Origin of the sequence: Bradyrhizobium sp. CCBAU 11361 (genome assembly GCF_028128935.1) — a bacterium.
GTDB classification, from domain to species: domain Bacteria; phylum Pseudomonadota; class Alphaproteobacteria; order Rhizobiales; family Xanthobacteraceae; genus Bradyrhizobium; species Bradyrhizobium niftali.
Genome location: NZ_LBJZ01000200.1, coordinates 412,298 through 429,471, shown reverse-complemented (window position 1 = coordinate 429,471; position 17,174 = coordinate 412,298). Strand labels below are relative to the sequence as shown.

The following is a 17,174-nucleotide window of genomic DNA, read 5'->3' as shown; positions in this document are numbered from 1 at the left end:
GATTTCGGACGGTCGTTGCTCCAGCTCTTAAACCACTACGGCCTGTGGTTATGGATTCCGGGCTCGCGCTTCGCGCGCCCCGGAATGACAGACAGAATGTCCCCCGACCTCCACTTCATCCTCTTCCTCCTCCTGCGCATGGCGATCGCGGCGGCGTTCGTCGTGACGGCCTCGATCATCACCGAGCGATCGGGTCCCGTGATCGGCGCACTGATCGCGACCCTGCCGGTCTCGGCCGGTCCGTCCTACGTCTTTCTTGCCATCGACCATGACGCCGGCTTCATCGCGCAGGGCGCGCTGGCGAGCCTGCCGGTGAATGCGGCGACCATCTTCATGTGCCTCACCTATGTCGTGCTGTCGCAGCGGCACAATCTCGCGGTGAGTTGCGGCAGCGCCGTCGCGGTGTGGATCGTGCTGGCCTCGATCATCCGCCAGTTCGACTGGTCGCTCACCGCCGGGCTTGCCGCCAATCTGATCGCATTCGGCATCTGCATTCCGCTGCTTGCAGGCTATCGCCACGCGAAGATGCCGCTGGTGACACGGCGCTGGTACGACGTCCCCATGCGTGCCGCGCTGGTCGCGATCCTCGTCGCCATCGTGGTTTCGACGTCGGGCTGGGTCGGCCCCCGCATCAGCGGTATCATCGCGCTGTATCCGGTGGTGTTCTCCAGCATCATGCTGATCCTGCATCCACGCATCGGCGGTCCGCCGACCGCTGCCGTGCTCGCCAACTCCGCCTGGGGCCTGCTCGGATTCGGCATGGCGGTCGCGGTGCTGAATGTCGCCGTCACGCAGTTCGGCTCGGCGATTGGCTTGAGTTGCGCACTCGCCACCTGCATCGGCTGGAACCTGACGCTGTGGCGGATGGGGCGACGGAAGAGGGCGGTGCATTAGCCGCCCCGCGCTTCGTAAGGCGAGGTACGCTACGCTTTGGACCTCAGCCCTGCGTCAGGATAGATAGTTACCGGGGCTGGCAGACCCGCTAAGCTGGCAACAGAGCAAGATCGGGGCGTGTGATGGAGGGATTGTACAAGGTCGTATACGATATCAACGACGGCTCCGGCCGCAGCGTTCTGTACGCCCATGCCGGGAAAATGCTTGGCGGCAACACGGCCTTCGCCCACTTCGGCACCTACGAGATTGTGGACGGCGAAATCGTCGCCAGGCTCCGGACGAAGCGCCACAGCCGGTCGCTGCAGCACAGGTCGCTGGTCAGTTCCGACGCCGTCACAATCAGCATTCGCGGTCGACAGGAGGGCAAGCTCTGCCGCTTCGAGGGAGAAGTGGTCGAGGACGCCTCGGTGTTTCGCGCCGTGATGACGCCGCTCGGTGAGGATGACGTTCCCCCGCCCGGTGCGGTCGGCGAGGGCGGCATCGTCAGCGGACTCTATTCGATCGACATCCGGATGCTGGATGGAATTGCCGGTGGCCATACCGGCGTGATGTTGCTGCGCTACGGCCGCATCCTCGGCGGCGATGCCTTCTTCTATTATCTCGGTGCCTATTCTTCGGCGAACGGTCGCTGGAAAGGCGAATTCGTCAATCAGGAACACACGCCGGCGAAGAGCGAGCATCCCTTGTTCGGTGGCTACGAGGTGGGCATCGGCTTCTCCGGCCACTGCGATGACAAGGGCGCCGAAATGGAAGCGACCGCGCTCGCCGGCAAGCGCAGCATCCGCATCGCCGCTACGTTGAAGCTGATCGAGCCGTTTGCCAAAGCGGACCGCTGACGGCCGCGAGCTGTGGTGGAACGGGCGACGGAAGGCGTTGCGTTGATGGGTCAGCATCCTGGACAGTAGTCTCGCGGAAATGCGGGCGCGGGACCGCATCCCGTCATGTCGCGACGTTGCTAAGTATCGATTCGATCGTTGCTAATTCGCGTTTCTCCGCTCCTTCCGCCGGCCATTCTCGGCTCCAGTACTCCGTATTTCTTCTGAGATGGGCTGCCCGATTTCGATAGGTGCATTAATCTAAATTTGGTGCATTCACCGTAAAGATACTTGTCGGCTGTCGCTTCCGCGTTTGGGCGGAAATCGGCATCGAAGTGGGTCCCCTGTACGCGTGAACGGACCCACATAGTTCACAGCTAGTCATACTCGAACGCCCGGTCTGTCCGAGAGCGTCGGCTCGCCTGTCTGAGGCGTGCTGCGCTGCGGCACCATGCGATCCATTCTGGAGATGTTTTGATGTTTGGTCGTAATCCCCAAGGCAATGCCCAGGCGCAGCTCGACGCCATCAGCCGTTCGCAGGCGGTGATCGAGTTCGCGATGGACGGCACCATTCTCACCGCGAATGAAAACTTCCTGAAAGCGCTGGGTTATGGGCTGGAGGAGATCAAGGGCAAGCACCACTCGATGTTCGTGCCGGCCCATCAGCGCGATAGCGCCGCCTACAAGGCGTTCTGGGCCGCGCTGAATAGCGGCCAGTTCCAGGCGACCGAGTTCAAGCGGATCGCAAAGGGCGGCCGCGAGATCTGGATTGAGGCGTCGTACAACCCCGTGCTCGGCGGCGACGGCAAGCCGGTGAAGGTCGTCAAGATCGCGACCGACATCACCGCCAAGAAGATTCGCGCCATGACGGAAGCCTCCAAGGTGTCCGCCATCAGCCGCGCCCAGGCCGTGATCGAGTTCAAGCTCGACGGCACCGTCGTCACGGCCAACGAGAATTTCTGCAAGGCGCTCGGCTATTCGCTGGCCGAGATCGAGGGCAAGCACCACAGCCTGTTCGTGGCTCAGTCCGAGCGTGACGGCGGCGCCTATCGCGAATTCTGGGCCAAGCTCAACCGCGGCGAATACCAGGCCGGCGAGTTCAAGCGCATCGGCAAGGGCGGCCGCGAGGTCTGGATCCTCGCCTCCTACAATCCCCTGCTCGACGAGAACGGCAAGCCGTTCGGCGTCGTCAAGTTCGCGACCGACGTCACCGCGGAGAAGCTGAAGAACGCCGATCTCGCCGGTCAGATCGCGGCGATCGACAAGGCGCAGGCGGTGATCGAGTTCAACATGGACGGCACCATCATCACCGCCAACGCCAACTTCCTCGGCGCGCTCGGCTATTCGCTCGCCGAGATCAAGGGCAAGCATCACAGCATGTTCGTCGACCCGTCGGAGCGCGACGGCGCGGCCTATCGCGAGTTCTGGGCCGCGCTCAACCGCGGCCAGTACCAGGCGGCGGAGTACAAGCGCATCGGCAAGGGTGGCAAGGAGGTCTATATCCAGGCGTCCTACAACCCGATCCTCGATCTCAACGGCAAGCCGTTCAAGGTCGTGAAATATGCCACCGACACCACGCGGCAGGTGCTCGTCCGCATGGGCAACGAGCGCGTTCGCGGCATGATGGAGTCGGTCGCCGCCGGTTCCGAGGAACTCAACGCCTCGGTGCGGGAAATTTCCGAGGCGATGACCAAGTCGCGCGAAACCGCGTTGAGCGCGGTGGATCAGGTCGCGGCCGCCGACGCCCAGGCTCAGCGCCTCACCGAGGCCGCGCAGGCGATGAGTGGCATCGTCGAGATGATCAACAGCATCACCGGGCAGATCAACCTGCTCGCGCTCAACGCAACGATCGAATCCGCCCGCGCCGGCGAAGCCGGCCGCGGCTTTGCCGTGGTCGCCTCCGAGGTGAAGAGCCTCGCCAACCAGGCCAAGCAGGCGACCGACAAGATCGGCCAGGAGATCGGCAGTCTCAACGGCATCTCCGGCGACGTCGTCAGCGCGCTCGGCTCGATCAAGCAGGCGATCAACAATGTCAGCGAATACGTGACATCGACCGCCGCGGCCGTCGAGGAGCAGAGCACGGTCACGAACGAGATGTCGACCAGCATGCAGCGTGCCGCGGCGGAAGCGGCGGCGATCGCGGCGCGGGCGTAGGCCAAACGTTCGGATGCGTAGAGTGGGTTAGCGCAGCGTAACCCACCAGCTTTTCTCGCTGCGGCAAAAGTATCGTAGCCCGCATGAGCGAAGCGACATGCGGGATCAGGTGTCCCGGATATCGCTTCGCTCATCCGGGCTATGGCTGCGGTGACAGAAGCGGTGGGTTACGCCTTCGGCTAACCCACCCTACGGCGCCGTCACTGCTTCGGCAGCTTGGCCTTCAGCGCATAGAGCGCATCCAGCGCCTCGCGTGGCGACATCTCGTCCGGATGCAGCGCCTTCACCGCGTCCATCAGCCGCTCCGCCTCGCTCGGCGGCGCGGCTTCCGCGGCGGCGCGTGAGGGCACGGCGAACAGCGGCAGATCATCGGCGAGGGCGCGGGCGGTCTGGCCGCGGTCCTGGGCTTCGAGCTTGGCAAGCACCGATTTGGCGCGCGTGATCACGGCCGGCGGCAGGCCTGCGAGCTTCGCGACCTGGATGCCGTAGGAGCGGTCGGCCGAGCCCGGCAGCACTTCGTGCAGGAACACGACGTTGCCCTGCCATTCCTTCACCCGCACCGTGGCGTTGAACATCCGCGGCAGTTTTGCCGAGAGCGCGGTCAGCTCATGATAATGCGTTGCGAACAGCGTGCGGCAGCGGTTGCTCTCGTGCAGATGCTCGATCGCGGCCCAGGCGATCGAGAGGCCGTCGAAGGTCGCGGTGCCACGGCCGATCTCGTCGAGGATCACGAGCGCGCGCTCGCCGGCCTGGTTGAGGATCGCAGCCGTCTCGACCATCTCCACCATGAAGGTGGAGCGGCCGCGGGCGAGATCGTCGGCGGCGCCGACGCGCGAGAACAGGCGGTCGGTGATGCCGATGCGGGCGCGCGTGGCCGGCACGAAGCTGCCGATCTGCGCGAGCAGCGCGATCAGCGCGTTCTGGCGCAGGAAGGTCGACTTGCCGGCCATGTTGGGACCGGTGAGCAGCCAGAGCTGGCCGGACTTTTGCGCAGGTCCCGGCGACAGGTCGCAGGCATTGGCGATGAACGGCTCGCCGTTGCGCTTGAGCGCCTGTTCCACAACCGGATGGCGGCCGGCCTCGATGGCGAAACCGAGCGACGAATCCACCTCCGGCCGCACATAGTTCTCGTCGACGGCGAGCTTCGCCAGCGACGTTGCAACGTCGAGCAGCGCGAAACCCTGCGCGGCGGCGCGCAAGTCGTCGCTGATATCGAGTGCCTTGGCGCAGAGCCGCTCGAAAATCTCGAGCTCGAGCCCGAGCGCGCGGTCGCCGGCATTGGCGATCTTGGCTTCGATCTCGCCGAGCTCGGAGGTGGTGAAGCGCACCTGGCCCGCCAGTGTCTGGCGATGGATGAAGGTGGCGTTGAGCGGCGCCGACATCAGCTTGTCGCCGTGCTGCGCGGTCACCTCGACGAAATAGCCGAGCACGTTGTTGTGGCGGATCTTCAGGCCCTTGACGCCAGTGTCGTCGGCGTAGCGCGCCTGCATCGAGGCCACCACGAGGCGCGAGGCGTCGCGCAGGTTTCGTGCTTCGTCGAGGGCAGGCTCGTAACCCTGGCGAACGAAGCCGCCGTCGCGCTTGATCAGCGGCAGTTGCTCGTCGAGCGCCGTCGCAAACTCGGCCGCGAGCTCGCGCGATGGTCGCGTCAAGGCCGCCATCACCGCCGCGATCTCCTGCGGCGGCTGGTCGAGTTCGCCGAGCCGCGCCAGCACCTGGTCGGCGGCGATGATGCCATCGCGCAGGCCAGCGAGATCGCGCGGTCCGCCGCGGCCGACCGAGAGACGGGCCAGCGCCCGCGACATGTCGGGCGCGCCGCGCAGGATGCTGCGGATGTCTTCGCGCGCGGCCGAATCGGCAACGAAGGCGCCGACCGCATCGAGCCGCCGCGCGATCGCCGGCGCGTCCGTCAGCGGCGCCGCCAGACGCTGCGCCAGCAGGCGCGACCCCGCCGAGGTCACGGTGCAGTCGATCGCGTCCAGCAGCGAGCCGCGGCGCTCGCCGGCGAGCGTCCGCGTCAGCTCGAGATTGGCGCGCGTGGCGGGATCGATGGCCATGGTCGCGCCCGAGGCTTCGCGTGCGGGCGGCGACAGCGGCGGGTGCTTGCCGACCTGGGTGCGGTCGACATAGGTGACGGCGGCGGCCGCGGCGGTGGCTTCGAGCCGGGTCAGCTGCGCGAGCCCATCCATGGTCGCGACCGCAAAATAGTCGCACAGTCGCTTCTCGGCGGTGGCGCCGTCGAAGACGTCGCGGGTCAGCGGTGTCACCGCCGGCAGTTCGCGCAAGGTCTGCCCGAGCTCGTTGTCGTTGTAGAGCGCGTCGGTGACGATCGCCTCGTTCGGATTGATCCGCGCCAGCGTCGCGGCGAGCTCGCCGCCCGAACATTCCGTCACCATGAATTCGGCGGTCGAGATGTCGATCCAGGCAAGCCCGAAGCGATCGCCTCCGGAAGACGAGCGGGCGCGCGCGATCGCCAGCAGGTAATTGTTGGCGCGCGCATCGAGCAGCGTGTCCTCGGTCAGCGTGCCCGGCGTCACCAGCCGCACTACGCCGCGGCGCACCACGCTCTTGTTGCCGCGCGCTTTCGCGGCGGCGGGATCCTCGGTCTGCTCACAGACTGCGACCCGGTGGCCGGCCGAGATCAGGCGGTGAAGATAATCCTCGGAGCGCTCGACCGGCACGCCGCACATCGGGATGTCCGCGCCCTGGTGCTTGCCGCGCTTGGTCAGCACGATGCCGAGCGTCTTGGAGGCGATCTCGGCGTCCTCGAAGAACAGCTCGTAGAAGTCGCCCATCCGGTAGAACAGCAGCAGGCCCTGATGCGCCGCCTTTATTTCAAGGTACTGTTCCATCATCGGCGTGACCCGCGCGGCAGCTTCCGCCTGCGGCGCGGGCGTGGGTTCAGGGTCTGGCGCGGGAATGGGCTGTTGCATTGTCATGGGCGGCGCAACCTACAAAATTTCGTCCCGCGCTCCTATCGCTTTGGCCGGGGAGGGCGGGTTTTCCACGTTGTCCGCACTGCGGCATGCGTGGCAGGCGTGCACGTCCCTCGGAACACGCGCGTATCAGTCAATTGACCTGCCGCGGGCGCCCTCCTAAAACTCCGCCGACATTGAAGAATTTGGGCCGGATCGCGGCATTCAGGGAGAACAACGATGCGTGACGTCTTTATCTGCGATGCCGTGCGGACCCCGATCGGCCGTTTCGGCGGCTCGCTCGCCAAGGTGCGCGCCGACGACCTCGCTGCGGCCCCGATCAAGGCGCTGATGGCCAAGCATCCCAATCTCGATTGGGCACAGGTGGACGAAGTCTTCTTCGGCTGCGCCAACCAGGCCGGCGAGGACAACCGCAATGTCGCGCGCATGGCGCTGCTGCTCGCAGGCCTCCCGGACTCGGTTCCCGGCCAGACCCTGAACCGGCTCTGCGCCTCCGGCCTCGATGCGGTCGGTGCGGCCGGCCGCGCCATCCGCTCCGGCGAGATCGAGCTTGCGATTGCCGGCGGTGTTGAATCCATGACCCGCGCGCCGTTCGTGATGGGCAAGGCGCCGGAAGCTTTCTCGCGCTCGGCCGAGATCTTCGACACCACCATCGGCTGGCGTTTCATCAATCCGCTGCTGAAGGCGCAGTACGGCGTCGATGCGATGCCTGAGACCGGCGAGAACGTCGCCGAGGAATTCCAGGTCTCGCGCGCCGACCAGGACGCCTTCGCCATCCGCTCGCAGCAGCGCGCGGGCGCCGCGATCGCAGCCGGCTATTTCGCCGAAGAGATCACGCCGATCACCATTCCCGGCGGCAAGGTCGGTCCGATCACGGTCGACAAGGACGAGCATCCGCGTCCCGAGACCACGCTGGAGGGCCTCGCCAAGCTGAAGCCGATCGTGCGCAATCCCGGTACGGTGACCGCCGGCAACGCCTCCGGCGTCAATGACGGTGCCGCCGCGATGATCCTGGCCTCCGAAGCCGCCGTGAAGAAGCACGGCCTGACGCCGCGCGCCCGCATCCTCGGCCTTGCCTCGGCAGGCGTGCCGCCGCGTATCATGGGCATTGGTCCCGTGCCGGCGACCCGCAAACTGATGGAGCGGCTCGGCAAGAAGATCAGCGATTTCGACCTGATCGAGCTCAACGAGGCCTTCGCCTCGCAGGGCATCGCCTGCATGCGCCAGCTCGGCGTTGCCGACGATGCCGATTTCGTCAATCCGCATGGCGGCGCCATCGCGCTCGGCCATCCCCTCGGCATGAGCGGCGCGCGCCTGGCGCTCACCGCCGTGCACGGCATGGAGAAGCGCGGCGGCAAGCTCGCGCTCGCCACCATGTGCGTCGGCGTCGGTCAGGGCGTTGCCGTGGCGATCGAGAAGCTGAATTGACGGTCCACGCAGTGGACCGTCATCCCGGGGCAGCCCGAAAGGGCTGAACCCGGGATCTCGAGATTCCGGGTTCGGCCCTACGGGCTGCCCCGGAATGACAGGGAGAAGGATGGCGCCATGATCATCGAGCGCGAGCAGGACGTCACGGCCGCGGCATTGGCGGTGATGGAGCGGACGTCCGATCCGCGGCTTCGCCAGATCATGGTCTCACTGGTCAAGCACTTGCACGCATTCGTGCGCGATATCAGCCTGACCGAGGCGGAATTCCGCGACGCCACCGCGATCGTGGCCGAGCTCGGCAAGCTGACGACCGACACGCATAACGAAGTCGTGCTGATGGCGGGCTCGCTCGGCGTCTCGCCGCTGGTGTGCCTGCTCAACAATGGCGATCAGGGCAATACGGAAACCGACCAGTCGCTGCTCGGACCGTTCTGGCGGTTGAATTCGCCGCGGGTCGAGAATGGCGGATCGATCGTCCGCTCCGAGACCCCGGGTGCGCCGCTGTTCGTCAGCGGCCGCGTCGTGGACAAGGACGACCGTCCCCTCGCGGGCGCGGAGGTCGATGTCTGGCACGCCTCGCCGGTCGGCCTCTACGAGAACCAGGACCCCGAGCAGGCGGACATGAACCTGCGCGGCAAGTTCACGACCGACCAGGAGGGACGCTTCGCCTTCCGTTCGGTGATGATGGTGGGCTATCCGATTCCGACCAATGGTGTGGTCGGCCGCCTGCTGAAAGCGCAGAGCCGGCACCCCTATCGCCCCGCGCATCTGCACGCCCTGATCTTCAAGCCCGGATTCAAGGTGCTGATCTCGCAGGTCTACGACCCCGCCGACCCGCATATTGACAGCGACGTGCAGTTCGGGGTGACGCAGGCGCTGATCGGCAAGTTCCTGCGCCACGATACGCCGCATCCGGCCGCGCCCGACGTCGCGACGCCCTGGTATTCGCTCGACCACACCTACCGGCTCGAGGCCGGTGAAGCCGTGCTGCCGCGTCCGCCGATCAAATAGGGCGCGTCTGTGCCATGCGCCGGCCCAGAGAGGCTGCTAAACTCGCTTCCAACAATTAGTTATATCCTATAATGATTGGCGGAAGCGTTGACCGGCCGGACTAAAATGGCCGGGGAGGAGTTCGCCAATGACATTCATCTATCCCGTCGACAGCAACAAGGCGCATCCGCTGCCGCTGTCGCCCGAGTATAAAAGCTCGGTCAAGCGTGCCCCGAACAAGCCCTTGATCCCGATGCGCCACACGCTGTCGGAATTGACCGGCCCGGTCTACGGCCACGAAACCGTGCGCGAGGGCGACAACGATCTCACCACCCAGCACAGCGGCGAGCCGATCGGCGAGCGCATCATCGTGCACGGCCATGTGCTCGACGAGGACGGCCGCGGCGTGCCGAACTCTCTGGTCGAGATCTGGCAGGCCAATTCCTGCGGCCGCTACGTCCATGTCCGCGACCAGCATCCGGCGCCGCTGGATCCGAACTTCACCGGCGCAGGCCGCACCCAGAGCGATGCCGCCGGCTACTACCGCTTCGTCACCATCAAGCCCGGCGCCTATCCGTGGGGCAATCACCATAACGCCTGGCGTCCCGCGCACATCCATCTCTCGGTGTTCGGTCATTCCTTCGTCACGCGTCTGGTGACGCAGATGTACTTCCCGGCCGATCCGCTGTTCCCGTTCGATCCGATCTTCAATTCGGTGCCGGACGAGAAGGCGCGCGCGCGGATGGTCTCGTCGTTCGATCTCGAGAACACCCAGCCCGAATGGGCGCTGTGCTACCGCTTCAACATCGTGCTGCGCGGCAAGAACGCCACGCCAATGGAGAACCATTAAGTGCAGGACAACGTGAAGGACAACGGGATCACGCCATCGCAGACGGTCGGTCCGTTCTTCAAATACGGGCTGACGCCGACCGGTGACTATGCGTGGAACGACGCGTTCACCAACTCGACGCTGACGCCCGACGTCACGGGCGATCGTGTCCGCATCGAGGGCCGCGTGTTCGACGGCGACGGCGTCGCCGTGCCGGATTGCATGCTGGAGATCTGGCAGGCGGATGCCCAAGGGCGCTTCGCCGACCCGCAGGACAAGCGCGCGCTGCCGAATGCCAGCTTCCGCGGCTTCGCCCGCTGCGGCACCGACAAGGACGGCAATTATGCCTTCGACACCGTCAAGCCGGGCGTGGTGCCCGATCCCGACGGCAAGCCGCAGGCGCCGCATATCCTCCTTGCGGTGTTCGGCCGCGGCATGCTGCGGCATCTCTACACCCGGATCTATTTCAGCGACGAGGCCGGCAATGCCGCCGATCCCGTGCTGGCGCTGGTGCCGGCCGATCGCCGCGCCACGCTGATTGCGACGCGCGAGGCGGGGAAGGCGGTCTATCGCCTCGACCTGCGTTTGCAGGGCGACGACGAGACGGTGTTTTTCGACGTCTGAAGCGAAAGCGTGCCGGCGATATCGACAGCCGGCACGCGTTTCTCATCCAGCGCAACCGAGCTGGCTGCTGCGCTGCATCGGGCCTGAGTCGTTTCACTTCGCTCTCTTCGCGCCGTGAGTCGGTCTCGCCGACTCAAAACCGGCCGTTCGACGTTCAATTCCCGTAATTTTCCGGTGTCCGCGGGATACAATTTCCGCGCGAAGCAATCCCGTGTTTACCGCAATTGTTTAGGGTCCATTCGGATTTCGACCAGCGGCATTGGATTGTTCCATGAAAATTCGTCTCTCCCTTTCTTCTGCGGTCATTGCATTCGGGATCGTGCTCGCCATCGGCTTCACGGCGGTCGTTTCCACCAGCCTCTACGCCCTGCGCGAGCTCAAGGTCGGCGGGCCGCTCTATTCCGACATCAAGCTCGGCAACGACCTCATCGCGGACGTCCTGCCGCCCCCGGAATATGTCATCGAGGCCTATCTCGAGGCGACCCTCGCCATGCGCGAGCCGGACCAGCTGGCGGCCCATGGCGAGCGCCTGGTCCAGCTCCGCAAGGATTACGACGAGCGCAAGGCATTCTGGATCGCTTCCAGCCTCTCGGCCGACCTGAAGACGGCGCTGGTGTCAAAGTCCGATGCCGAGGTGCAGAAGTTCTGGAAGCTCCTGTCGGACCAGTTCCTGCCGGCCCTCAAGGCCAAGGACATGGCTGCCGCCGAACGCGCCTACGCGCAGCTCAAGGACGCCTACACCGCGCATCGCGCCGTCATCGACAGCATCGTCGAGAGCGCCAACAAGCAGAATGCCGACATGGAGAAGCTGGCCGCGGAGCGCGACAGCTCGATCCTCTACATCCTCCTCGGCGTGACCGCCGCCGTCCTGGCCTTCATTGCCGCCGGGCTGCTCGGCGTTGCCCTCGGCGTGGTGCGCCCGATCGTGCGCATGACGGATACGATGCAAAAGCTCGCGACCGGCGATATCGCCGCCGACATTCCGTTTGCCCACCGTCAGGACGAGGTCGGCTCGATGGCGGGCGCGCTTCTGGTGTTCAAGCAGGCCGCGATCGAGAATACGCGGCTGCGCGAGGAGCAGTTGCAGAAGGAGCAGGAGGCCGCGCGCGCCAAGCGCGGCGCCCTGCACCAGATGGCCGAGACCGTCGAGTGCGAGACCGGGCGCTCGGTCGACACCGCGAGTGCGGCGAGCCAGGGCGTCGAGCGGGCCGTCTCCAGCCTGTCCGAGATCGCGCGATCGCTGTCCTCGGAGTCGCAGGCGGTGGCCGCCGCCTCCACCCAGGCACTCGGCAGCTCCCAGACCGTTTCGGCCGCGGCCGAAGAACTGAGCGCCTCGATCCGCGAGATCGCGGGCCAGGTCGCGCGGACCAGCACGGTCACCAGATCGGCCGTTGCCGGCCGCGAGCAGGCGCGTTCGACCATTCAGGCGTTGGCGGGATCGGTGAAGAAGATTGCCGAGGTCTCCGACCTCATCGGCGGCATCGCCGGCCAGACCAACCTGCTGGCGCTCAACGCCACGATCGAGGCGGCGCGTGCCGGCGAGGCCGGCCGCGGCTTCGCGGTGGTCGCCGCCGAAGTGAAATCCCTGTCCGACCAGACCGCCAAGTCCACCGAGGAGATCGGGCGGCTGATTGCCGAGATCCAGGCCTCGACGCAGGCCGCGGTCGATGCCGTCGAGACGATGGGGGGCCACATCGTCGAGATCGACGGTGTAGCGACCTCGGTTGCCGCCGCGATGGAACAGCAGGACGCCGCGACGCGGGAGATCGCGCGGTCGATTTCCGAATCGGCGTCCGCCGCGAAGGAGGTCTCGGCCAAGATCGGCAATGTCAGCCGCGACGCCGCCTCCGTGAACGAGCGCGCCGGCGAGGTCAGGCAGGCGATCGCCGGCATGGCGTCCAATCTCGAACAGCTGCGGTCGGTCGTGGTCCGGACCGTGCGCGACTCGACGGCTGCGGCCTGAAGCCGGGCGCCAGGTCCCCCCGCTGGTGCCCGGGATTGTGATCGTGCAGGATGGCGCGGGGCAGGGGCATCGTGGCTATGACACCTCCACAACTGCCGGCGGTCGTTGAGCCCGCCCAACTGACGGCCGCGCTACGCAGGGGCGGCGTGCTGGACGCTGGCGCCGTCCGCGAGGTGAAGGTGCTGCATCAGCGTGACACCGTCGTGTCACACATCATCCGCCTTGGCCTGCGCTATGTCGGAGAATCCGCCGGTGCCCCGCAATCGCTGATCCTGAAGACTGCCAATTCCGCATTCGCGCAGACGCTGGCAAATGGCGGCCGGCACGAAGTGGCCTTCTACACCCAGCTCGCACCGAAAATGCCGCCGGGACTCGCGCCCCGCTGCTTCGACGGACATTTCGACGAGGGCAGCCTCACTTGGCATCTTCTGCTCGAGGACCTCACCGACAGCCACGAAATCGCGACGGCTTGGCCGCTGCCGCCATCGCGCGATCAGGCGGTTGCGATCGTTACGACCCTCGCACGCTGGCACGCGGCGTGGTGGGACCATCCCGGACTTGGCGACACCGCCGGCACCTGGGCGAGCACCGAGGACAGCGCGCAACACATGGAGACGTTTGCGGGCCATTATGACCGCTTCGCCGACCTGCTCGGGGATCGCCTCAGCGAGGAGCGGCGCATCCTCTATCGTCGTCTCATCGATCAGTCGGACCGCCTGTCCCAGCGCTACCATTCACGCCGGCACCTCAGCATCACCCACGGCGACGCCCATATCTGGAATTTCATGCTGCCCCGCGCCGGCGTCGCAGACACCGTGCGCATCTTCGATTTTGATCTGTGGAGTATCAACGTTCCGACCAACGACCTCGCCTATATGATGGCCATGCATTGGTATCCGGAACGCCGGCAGGCGCTCGAACGCTCGCTGCTCAATCTCTACCACGACACGCTGATTGAGAGCGGCATCACCGGCTACACGCGCGGTGCGCTCGATCGCGACTACCGCTGGTCGGTGCTCTGGCACATCACCAGGCCGGTCTGGCAGTGGAGCATCAACATCCCGCCGTTGATCTGGTGGAACAATCTGGAGCGGGTGATGATCGCGGTCGAGGATTTGGGGTGTGAGGAATTGTTGGGGTAACTCGCCCCACAGATTCGGAGATTGATGCTCCGGCTCAACTCCCAACGACAGCGTAGCGTGCTCCGCAGAGCCACCTACTCCATCACCGCATGTTCCGGCCCCGCGGCCTGCTTGCGCAGCGTGGCCTTGGTCGAGCCGATCAGCAAAGCGAGCGGGATGGTGCAGAGGATGAAGACCATCACCAGCATATAGTCGTGCGCGAAGGCGATGATCTGCGCCTGCACGCTGACCATCCTGTCGGCCATGGCGCGGCCGGCATCGGTGGAGAGATTGATGAGGCCGCTGACGTCGGGCATCTGGAGCGCGTGGTTGAACGGGTTGATGTGCTCGGAGAGGATCGCATAGGTCCGGCGCGTTCCCTGCGTCAGCTGGGCGATGACGACGGAAATGCCGACCGAACTCGCGACGTTGCGCATCAGGGTCAGCATCGCGGTGCCGTCGGTACGCAGCTCGTTCGACAGGGTCAGGAACGCCACCGTCGAGAGCGGCACGAAGACGAGGCCGAAGCCAAAGCCCTGGATGACGCTGACCGTCACGATCTCCGGCACCTGGGTGAGGTCGGTCCAGCCGGTCATCTGGAACAGCGAGCCCGCGGTCAGCGTCAGGCCTGAGATGATCAGGGTGCGCGCCTCGAAATAGCGCATCATGCGGCCGACCAGCATCATGGCGAAGAAGGTGCCGAAGCCGCGGCTTGCCAGCAGCAGGCCGGCGGTGATGATGGGGTAGCCGATCACGTTCTGCATGTAGGGCGAGGCAAGCGCCATGGTCGAGAACAGCACGAGCCCCATCACGACCATGAACATGCAGCCGGTGACGAAATTGCGATCCTTGAACAGCGCGAAGCGGATGAACGGCGTCGACGTCGTGAAGGAGTGCGCGACGAAGAAGTAGAACGCGACGGCGGAGACGATGAACTCCGCGACGATCTCGTTGGATTCGAGCCAGCCCAGTTGCTCGCCGCGGTCGAGCGCGAGCTGAAGCGAGCCGATCGCGACCGCCAGCGCGGCGAAGCCGAACCAGTCGAATTTGAGGCTGATATCCTTCCTGGTCTCGTCCATGAAGATGATCAGCCCGAGCACGGTGATGGCGCCGAACGGCAGATTGACGAAGAACACCCAGTGCCAGGAATAGGTCTCGGTGAGCCAGGCCCCCAGCGAGGGCCCCATGATCGGGCCCATCATCACGCCCATGCCCCAGATCGACATCGCCTTGGCGCGTTCCTGGAGCGTGTAATAGTCGAGCATCACCGACTGCGACAGCGGCACCAGCGCCGCGCCGAACACGCCCTGCAGCAGGCGGAACAGCACCATCTGGTTGATGTCCTGCGCGAGGCCGCACAGCACCGAGGCCATGGTGAAGCCGGCCGAGCAGATGATGAAGATGCGCTTGCGGCCGAAGCGGTTGGCGATCCAGCCCACCGGCGCCGTCATGATCGCGGCGGCGACGATGTAGGAGGTCAACACCCAGTTGATCTGGTCCTGCGAGGCCGACAGCGTGCCCTGCATGTAGGGCAGGGCGACGTTGGCGATGGTGGTGTCCAGCGCCTGCATGATGGTCGCGGTCATGGCGCAGATCGTCACCATGTTCCGGCGCAGGCCGGGGACCATCAGGCTGGCATTGGGGCCGGACATCGGATCAGTCCTTGTTCTTGGTCTTTGGCTTAGTCTTTGGGCTTAGTCTTTGTCCTGGCCCGCGGTCGCCGACAGGCCGAGCAGGCCGGCGAGCGAGCGCCGATGTCCGGTGTCGATGGTGGCGTAGACGCTCATGCCGGCTTTCAGCTTCCGCACGTATTTGTCGGTCTCGTCGAAATAGATGCGGATCGGCACGCGCTGCACCACCTTGACGAAATTGCCGGTGGCGTTCTGCGGCGGCAGGATCGCGAATTGCGCACCGGTGCCGGGCGAGAGCGAGCCGATCTTGCCCTTGAAGACGTGGCTCGGGAACGCGTCGACCTCGAGGGTAACAGGCTGGCCTTCGGTGACGTAGGTGAGGTCGCTTTCCTTCGGATTGGCGTCGACCCAGGGATGGGCGATGTCGATGATGGAGAACACCGGCGTGCCGGCGCTGACATAGCGGCCGAGCTGGATCTGCTCGACCTGCGTCGCGACGCCGCCCATCGGCGCCCGCACCACGGCGTGATCGAGATTGCGCTCGGCGTTGTCGAGCTTGGACTTGGCCTGCGCGTAGGGCGGGAATTTCTCCAGCGGCAGGTCGGTATCGCCGAGCAGCTGCGTCTTGGCCGTCGAGATCTGCTGCTTGACGTATTGCGCGATCGAGCCTGATGTGACCAGCGCGTTCGCCGCGTTGTCGAGGTCGAGCTGCGAGCCGTAGCTGTTCTTGACCAGCGCCTGCTTGCGCTCGACGTCGCGCTGCTTGAGGTCGACGCCCTGCTGGGCGAGATTAAGCATGTCGCCGTAGATCTTGATGTTGGCGCGGAGATTGTCATAGGTCGACTGCGCCTGCGCGAGCTGCGCCCTGGCCTCGTCCACCGCGAGGCGGAACGGCACGGGATCGATCTCGAACAGCTCATCGCCCTGCTTGACGAGCTGACCTTCCCTGACGACGACCTTCTCGATTTTGCCGGAGATGTCGGGCGTCACCAGCACCTTCTGCGCGCCGACATAGGCGTCATCGGTGCCGACATAGCGGCCGCCGTTCAGATAGAAGGCCAAGCCGGCAATGGCGACGACGATCGGCAGCACGACCAGGAGCAGGAAGCGGCGATAACGGCGCAGGCCGGCGATCAGGCGGCGGCGCGGGTCGGTGCCGGCCTTCTTGGTGGGCTTGCCGCTGTCGCTCTTCTGCTCCGGCGGGAACTTGATGACTTGATCAGCCATAGCGCTGCTCCTTACGCGCTTGTTCCGCTCCGGATGTCTGGATCGCGGTACGCACGTTTTCCTTGATTGCTTCGAGTTGGGTGAGGAGACGGTGAGCGTCCGCCGGATTGATGCCGTCGAGCGCGTTGGCGGTGATTTCGGACCTGAGCCCGCTCATCTTGCCGAGCAATTGCCGGCCGGCCTTCCTCAGGTAGAGGCGCTTGACGCGCCGGTCCGAGGCGTCATTGCGGCGCTCGATCCAGTCATTGTCGCAGAGCTTGTCGATCAGGCGCGTCAGCGTGATCGGCTGCACCTCGAGGAGCTCGGCGAGCTCCGACTGCTTCATGCCCTCGCTGCGCTCGACCTTGGCCAGCACCGCCCATTGCGCGCGGGTGATGCCGAAGCGCGACGCCTCCTTGTCGGCGTAGACACGCAGCAGGCGATAGAGCTCGGCGAGCGTAAACAGGAAGTTCTGGTCCACGGGCCCGCGGCTCATGAGCTTGGTCTCCTATAAGCTTGGGATACTATAAGCAAGCTTATGATTTTTTCATGGCGGGGTAACGGGACGCTGTCCCGCAGCAAG

13 protein-coding genes are annotated in these 17,174 nt (G+C 65.4%); 9 read left to right on the top strand and 4 right to left on the bottom strand.

Annotated elements, in window-relative coordinates:
* Positions 1-96: 96 nt before the first annotated feature.
* From XI08_RS45495 to XI08_RS45485, 3 genes are all read left to right on the top strand, one after another.
* Positions 97-894 (top strand): hypothetical protein, encoded by a 798-nt coding sequence (locus XI08_RS45495; RefSeq protein ID WP_271579436.1) that lies wholly within the window; start codon positions 97-99, stop codon positions 892-894.
* Positions 895-1,016: 122 nt separating this feature from the next.
* Positions 1,017-1,730 carry a GrlR family regulatory protein gene (locus tag XI08_RS45490; RefSeq protein WP_333929687.1) on the top strand — a complete coding sequence of 238 codons (714 nt, stop codon included), beginning with the start codon at positions 1,017-1,019 and terminating at the stop codon, positions 1,728-1,730.
* A gap of 456 nt (positions 1,731-2,186) precedes the next feature.
* Positions 2,187-3,863: a methyl-accepting chemotaxis protein gene (locus XI08_RS45485; RefSeq protein ID WP_271579434.1), complete on the top strand. Its 1,677-nt coding sequence runs from the start codon at positions 2,187-2,189 to the stop codon at positions 3,861-3,863.
* Positions 3,864-4,063: 200 nt separating this feature from the next.
* Here the strand turns inward: XI08_RS45485 and mutS are convergent, their stop codons facing one another.
* Positions 4,064-6,802, bottom strand: a complete 2,739-nt coding sequence (gene mutS, locus XI08_RS45480; protein ID WP_271579433.1) for a DNA mismatch repair protein MutS — start codon at positions 6,800-6,802, stop codon at positions 4,064-4,066.
* A gap of 216 nt (positions 6,803-7,018) precedes the next feature.
* On the opposite strand from mutS, the gene pcaF reads away from it, so the two are divergent.
* The 6 genes from pcaF to XI08_RS45450 all read left to right on the top strand — a co-directional run bounded on the left by pcaF (position 7,019) and on the right by XI08_RS45450 (position 13,775).
* The gene (gene pcaF / locus XI08_RS45475) at positions 7,019-8,227 is read left to right on the top strand and encodes a 3-oxoadipyl-CoA thiolase (protein ID WP_271579432.1); all 1,209 of its coding nucleotides are present in this window, start codon (positions 7,019-7,021) and stop codon (positions 8,225-8,227) included.
* Positions 8,228-8,344: 117 nt separating this feature from the next.
* Positions 8,345-9,238, top strand: a complete 894-nt coding sequence (locus XI08_RS45470; protein ID WP_271579431.1) for a dioxygenase family protein — start codon at positions 8,345-8,347, stop codon at positions 9,236-9,238.
* A 127-nt stretch (positions 9,239-9,365) separates the two neighbouring features.
* Complete coding sequence (pcaH, locus tag XI08_RS45465; RefSeq protein WP_027542156.1) at positions 9,366-10,067, top strand: protocatechuate 3,4-dioxygenase subunit beta; 702 nt, start codon at positions 9,366-9,368, stop codon at positions 10,065-10,067.
* The gene (gene pcaG, locus XI08_RS45460; RefSeq protein ID WP_271579430.1) at positions 10,068-10,670 is read left to right on the top strand and encodes a protocatechuate 3,4-dioxygenase subunit alpha; all 603 of its coding nucleotides are present in this window, start codon (positions 10,068-10,070) and stop codon (positions 10,668-10,670) included.
* 271 nt (positions 10,671-10,941) lie between these two features.
* Complete coding sequence (locus XI08_RS45455) at positions 10,942-12,633, top strand: methyl-accepting chemotaxis protein (RefSeq protein WP_271579429.1); 1,692 nt, start codon at positions 10,942-10,944, stop codon at positions 12,631-12,633.
* Positions 12,634-12,683: 50 nt separating this feature from the next.
* Positions 12,684-13,775 carry a phosphotransferase gene (locus XI08_RS45450; RefSeq protein WP_271579428.1) on the top strand — a complete coding sequence of 364 codons (1,092 nt, stop codon included), beginning with the start codon at positions 12,684-12,686 and terminating at the stop codon, positions 13,773-13,775.
* Between the two features lie 74 nt (positions 13,776-13,849).
* Here XI08_RS45450 and XI08_RS45445 read toward each other — a convergent pair whose 3' ends face one another.
* From XI08_RS45445 to XI08_RS45435, 3 genes are read right to left on the bottom strand one after another with little or no spacing between them, the layout of a single operon-like run.
* The gene (locus XI08_RS45445; RefSeq protein ID WP_271579427.1) at positions 13,850-15,406 is read right to left on the bottom strand and encodes an MDR family MFS transporter; all 1,557 of its coding nucleotides are present in this window, start codon (positions 15,404-15,406) and stop codon (positions 13,850-13,852) included.
* Positions 15,407-15,448: 42 nt separating this feature from the next.
* Complete coding sequence (locus tag XI08_RS45440; RefSeq protein ID WP_271579426.1) at positions 15,449-16,612, bottom strand: HlyD family secretion protein; 1,164 nt, start codon at positions 16,610-16,612, stop codon at positions 15,449-15,451.
* Positions 16,605-17,087 carry a MarR family winged helix-turn-helix transcriptional regulator gene (locus tag XI08_RS45435; RefSeq protein ID WP_027542162.1) on the bottom strand — a complete coding sequence of 161 codons (483 nt, stop codon included), beginning with the start codon at positions 17,085-17,087 and terminating at the stop codon, positions 16,605-16,607. The genes XI08_RS45440 and XI08_RS45435 overlap by 8 nt, the downstream gene beginning before the upstream one ends.
* Between the last annotated feature and the right edge of the window lie 87 nt (positions 17,088-17,174).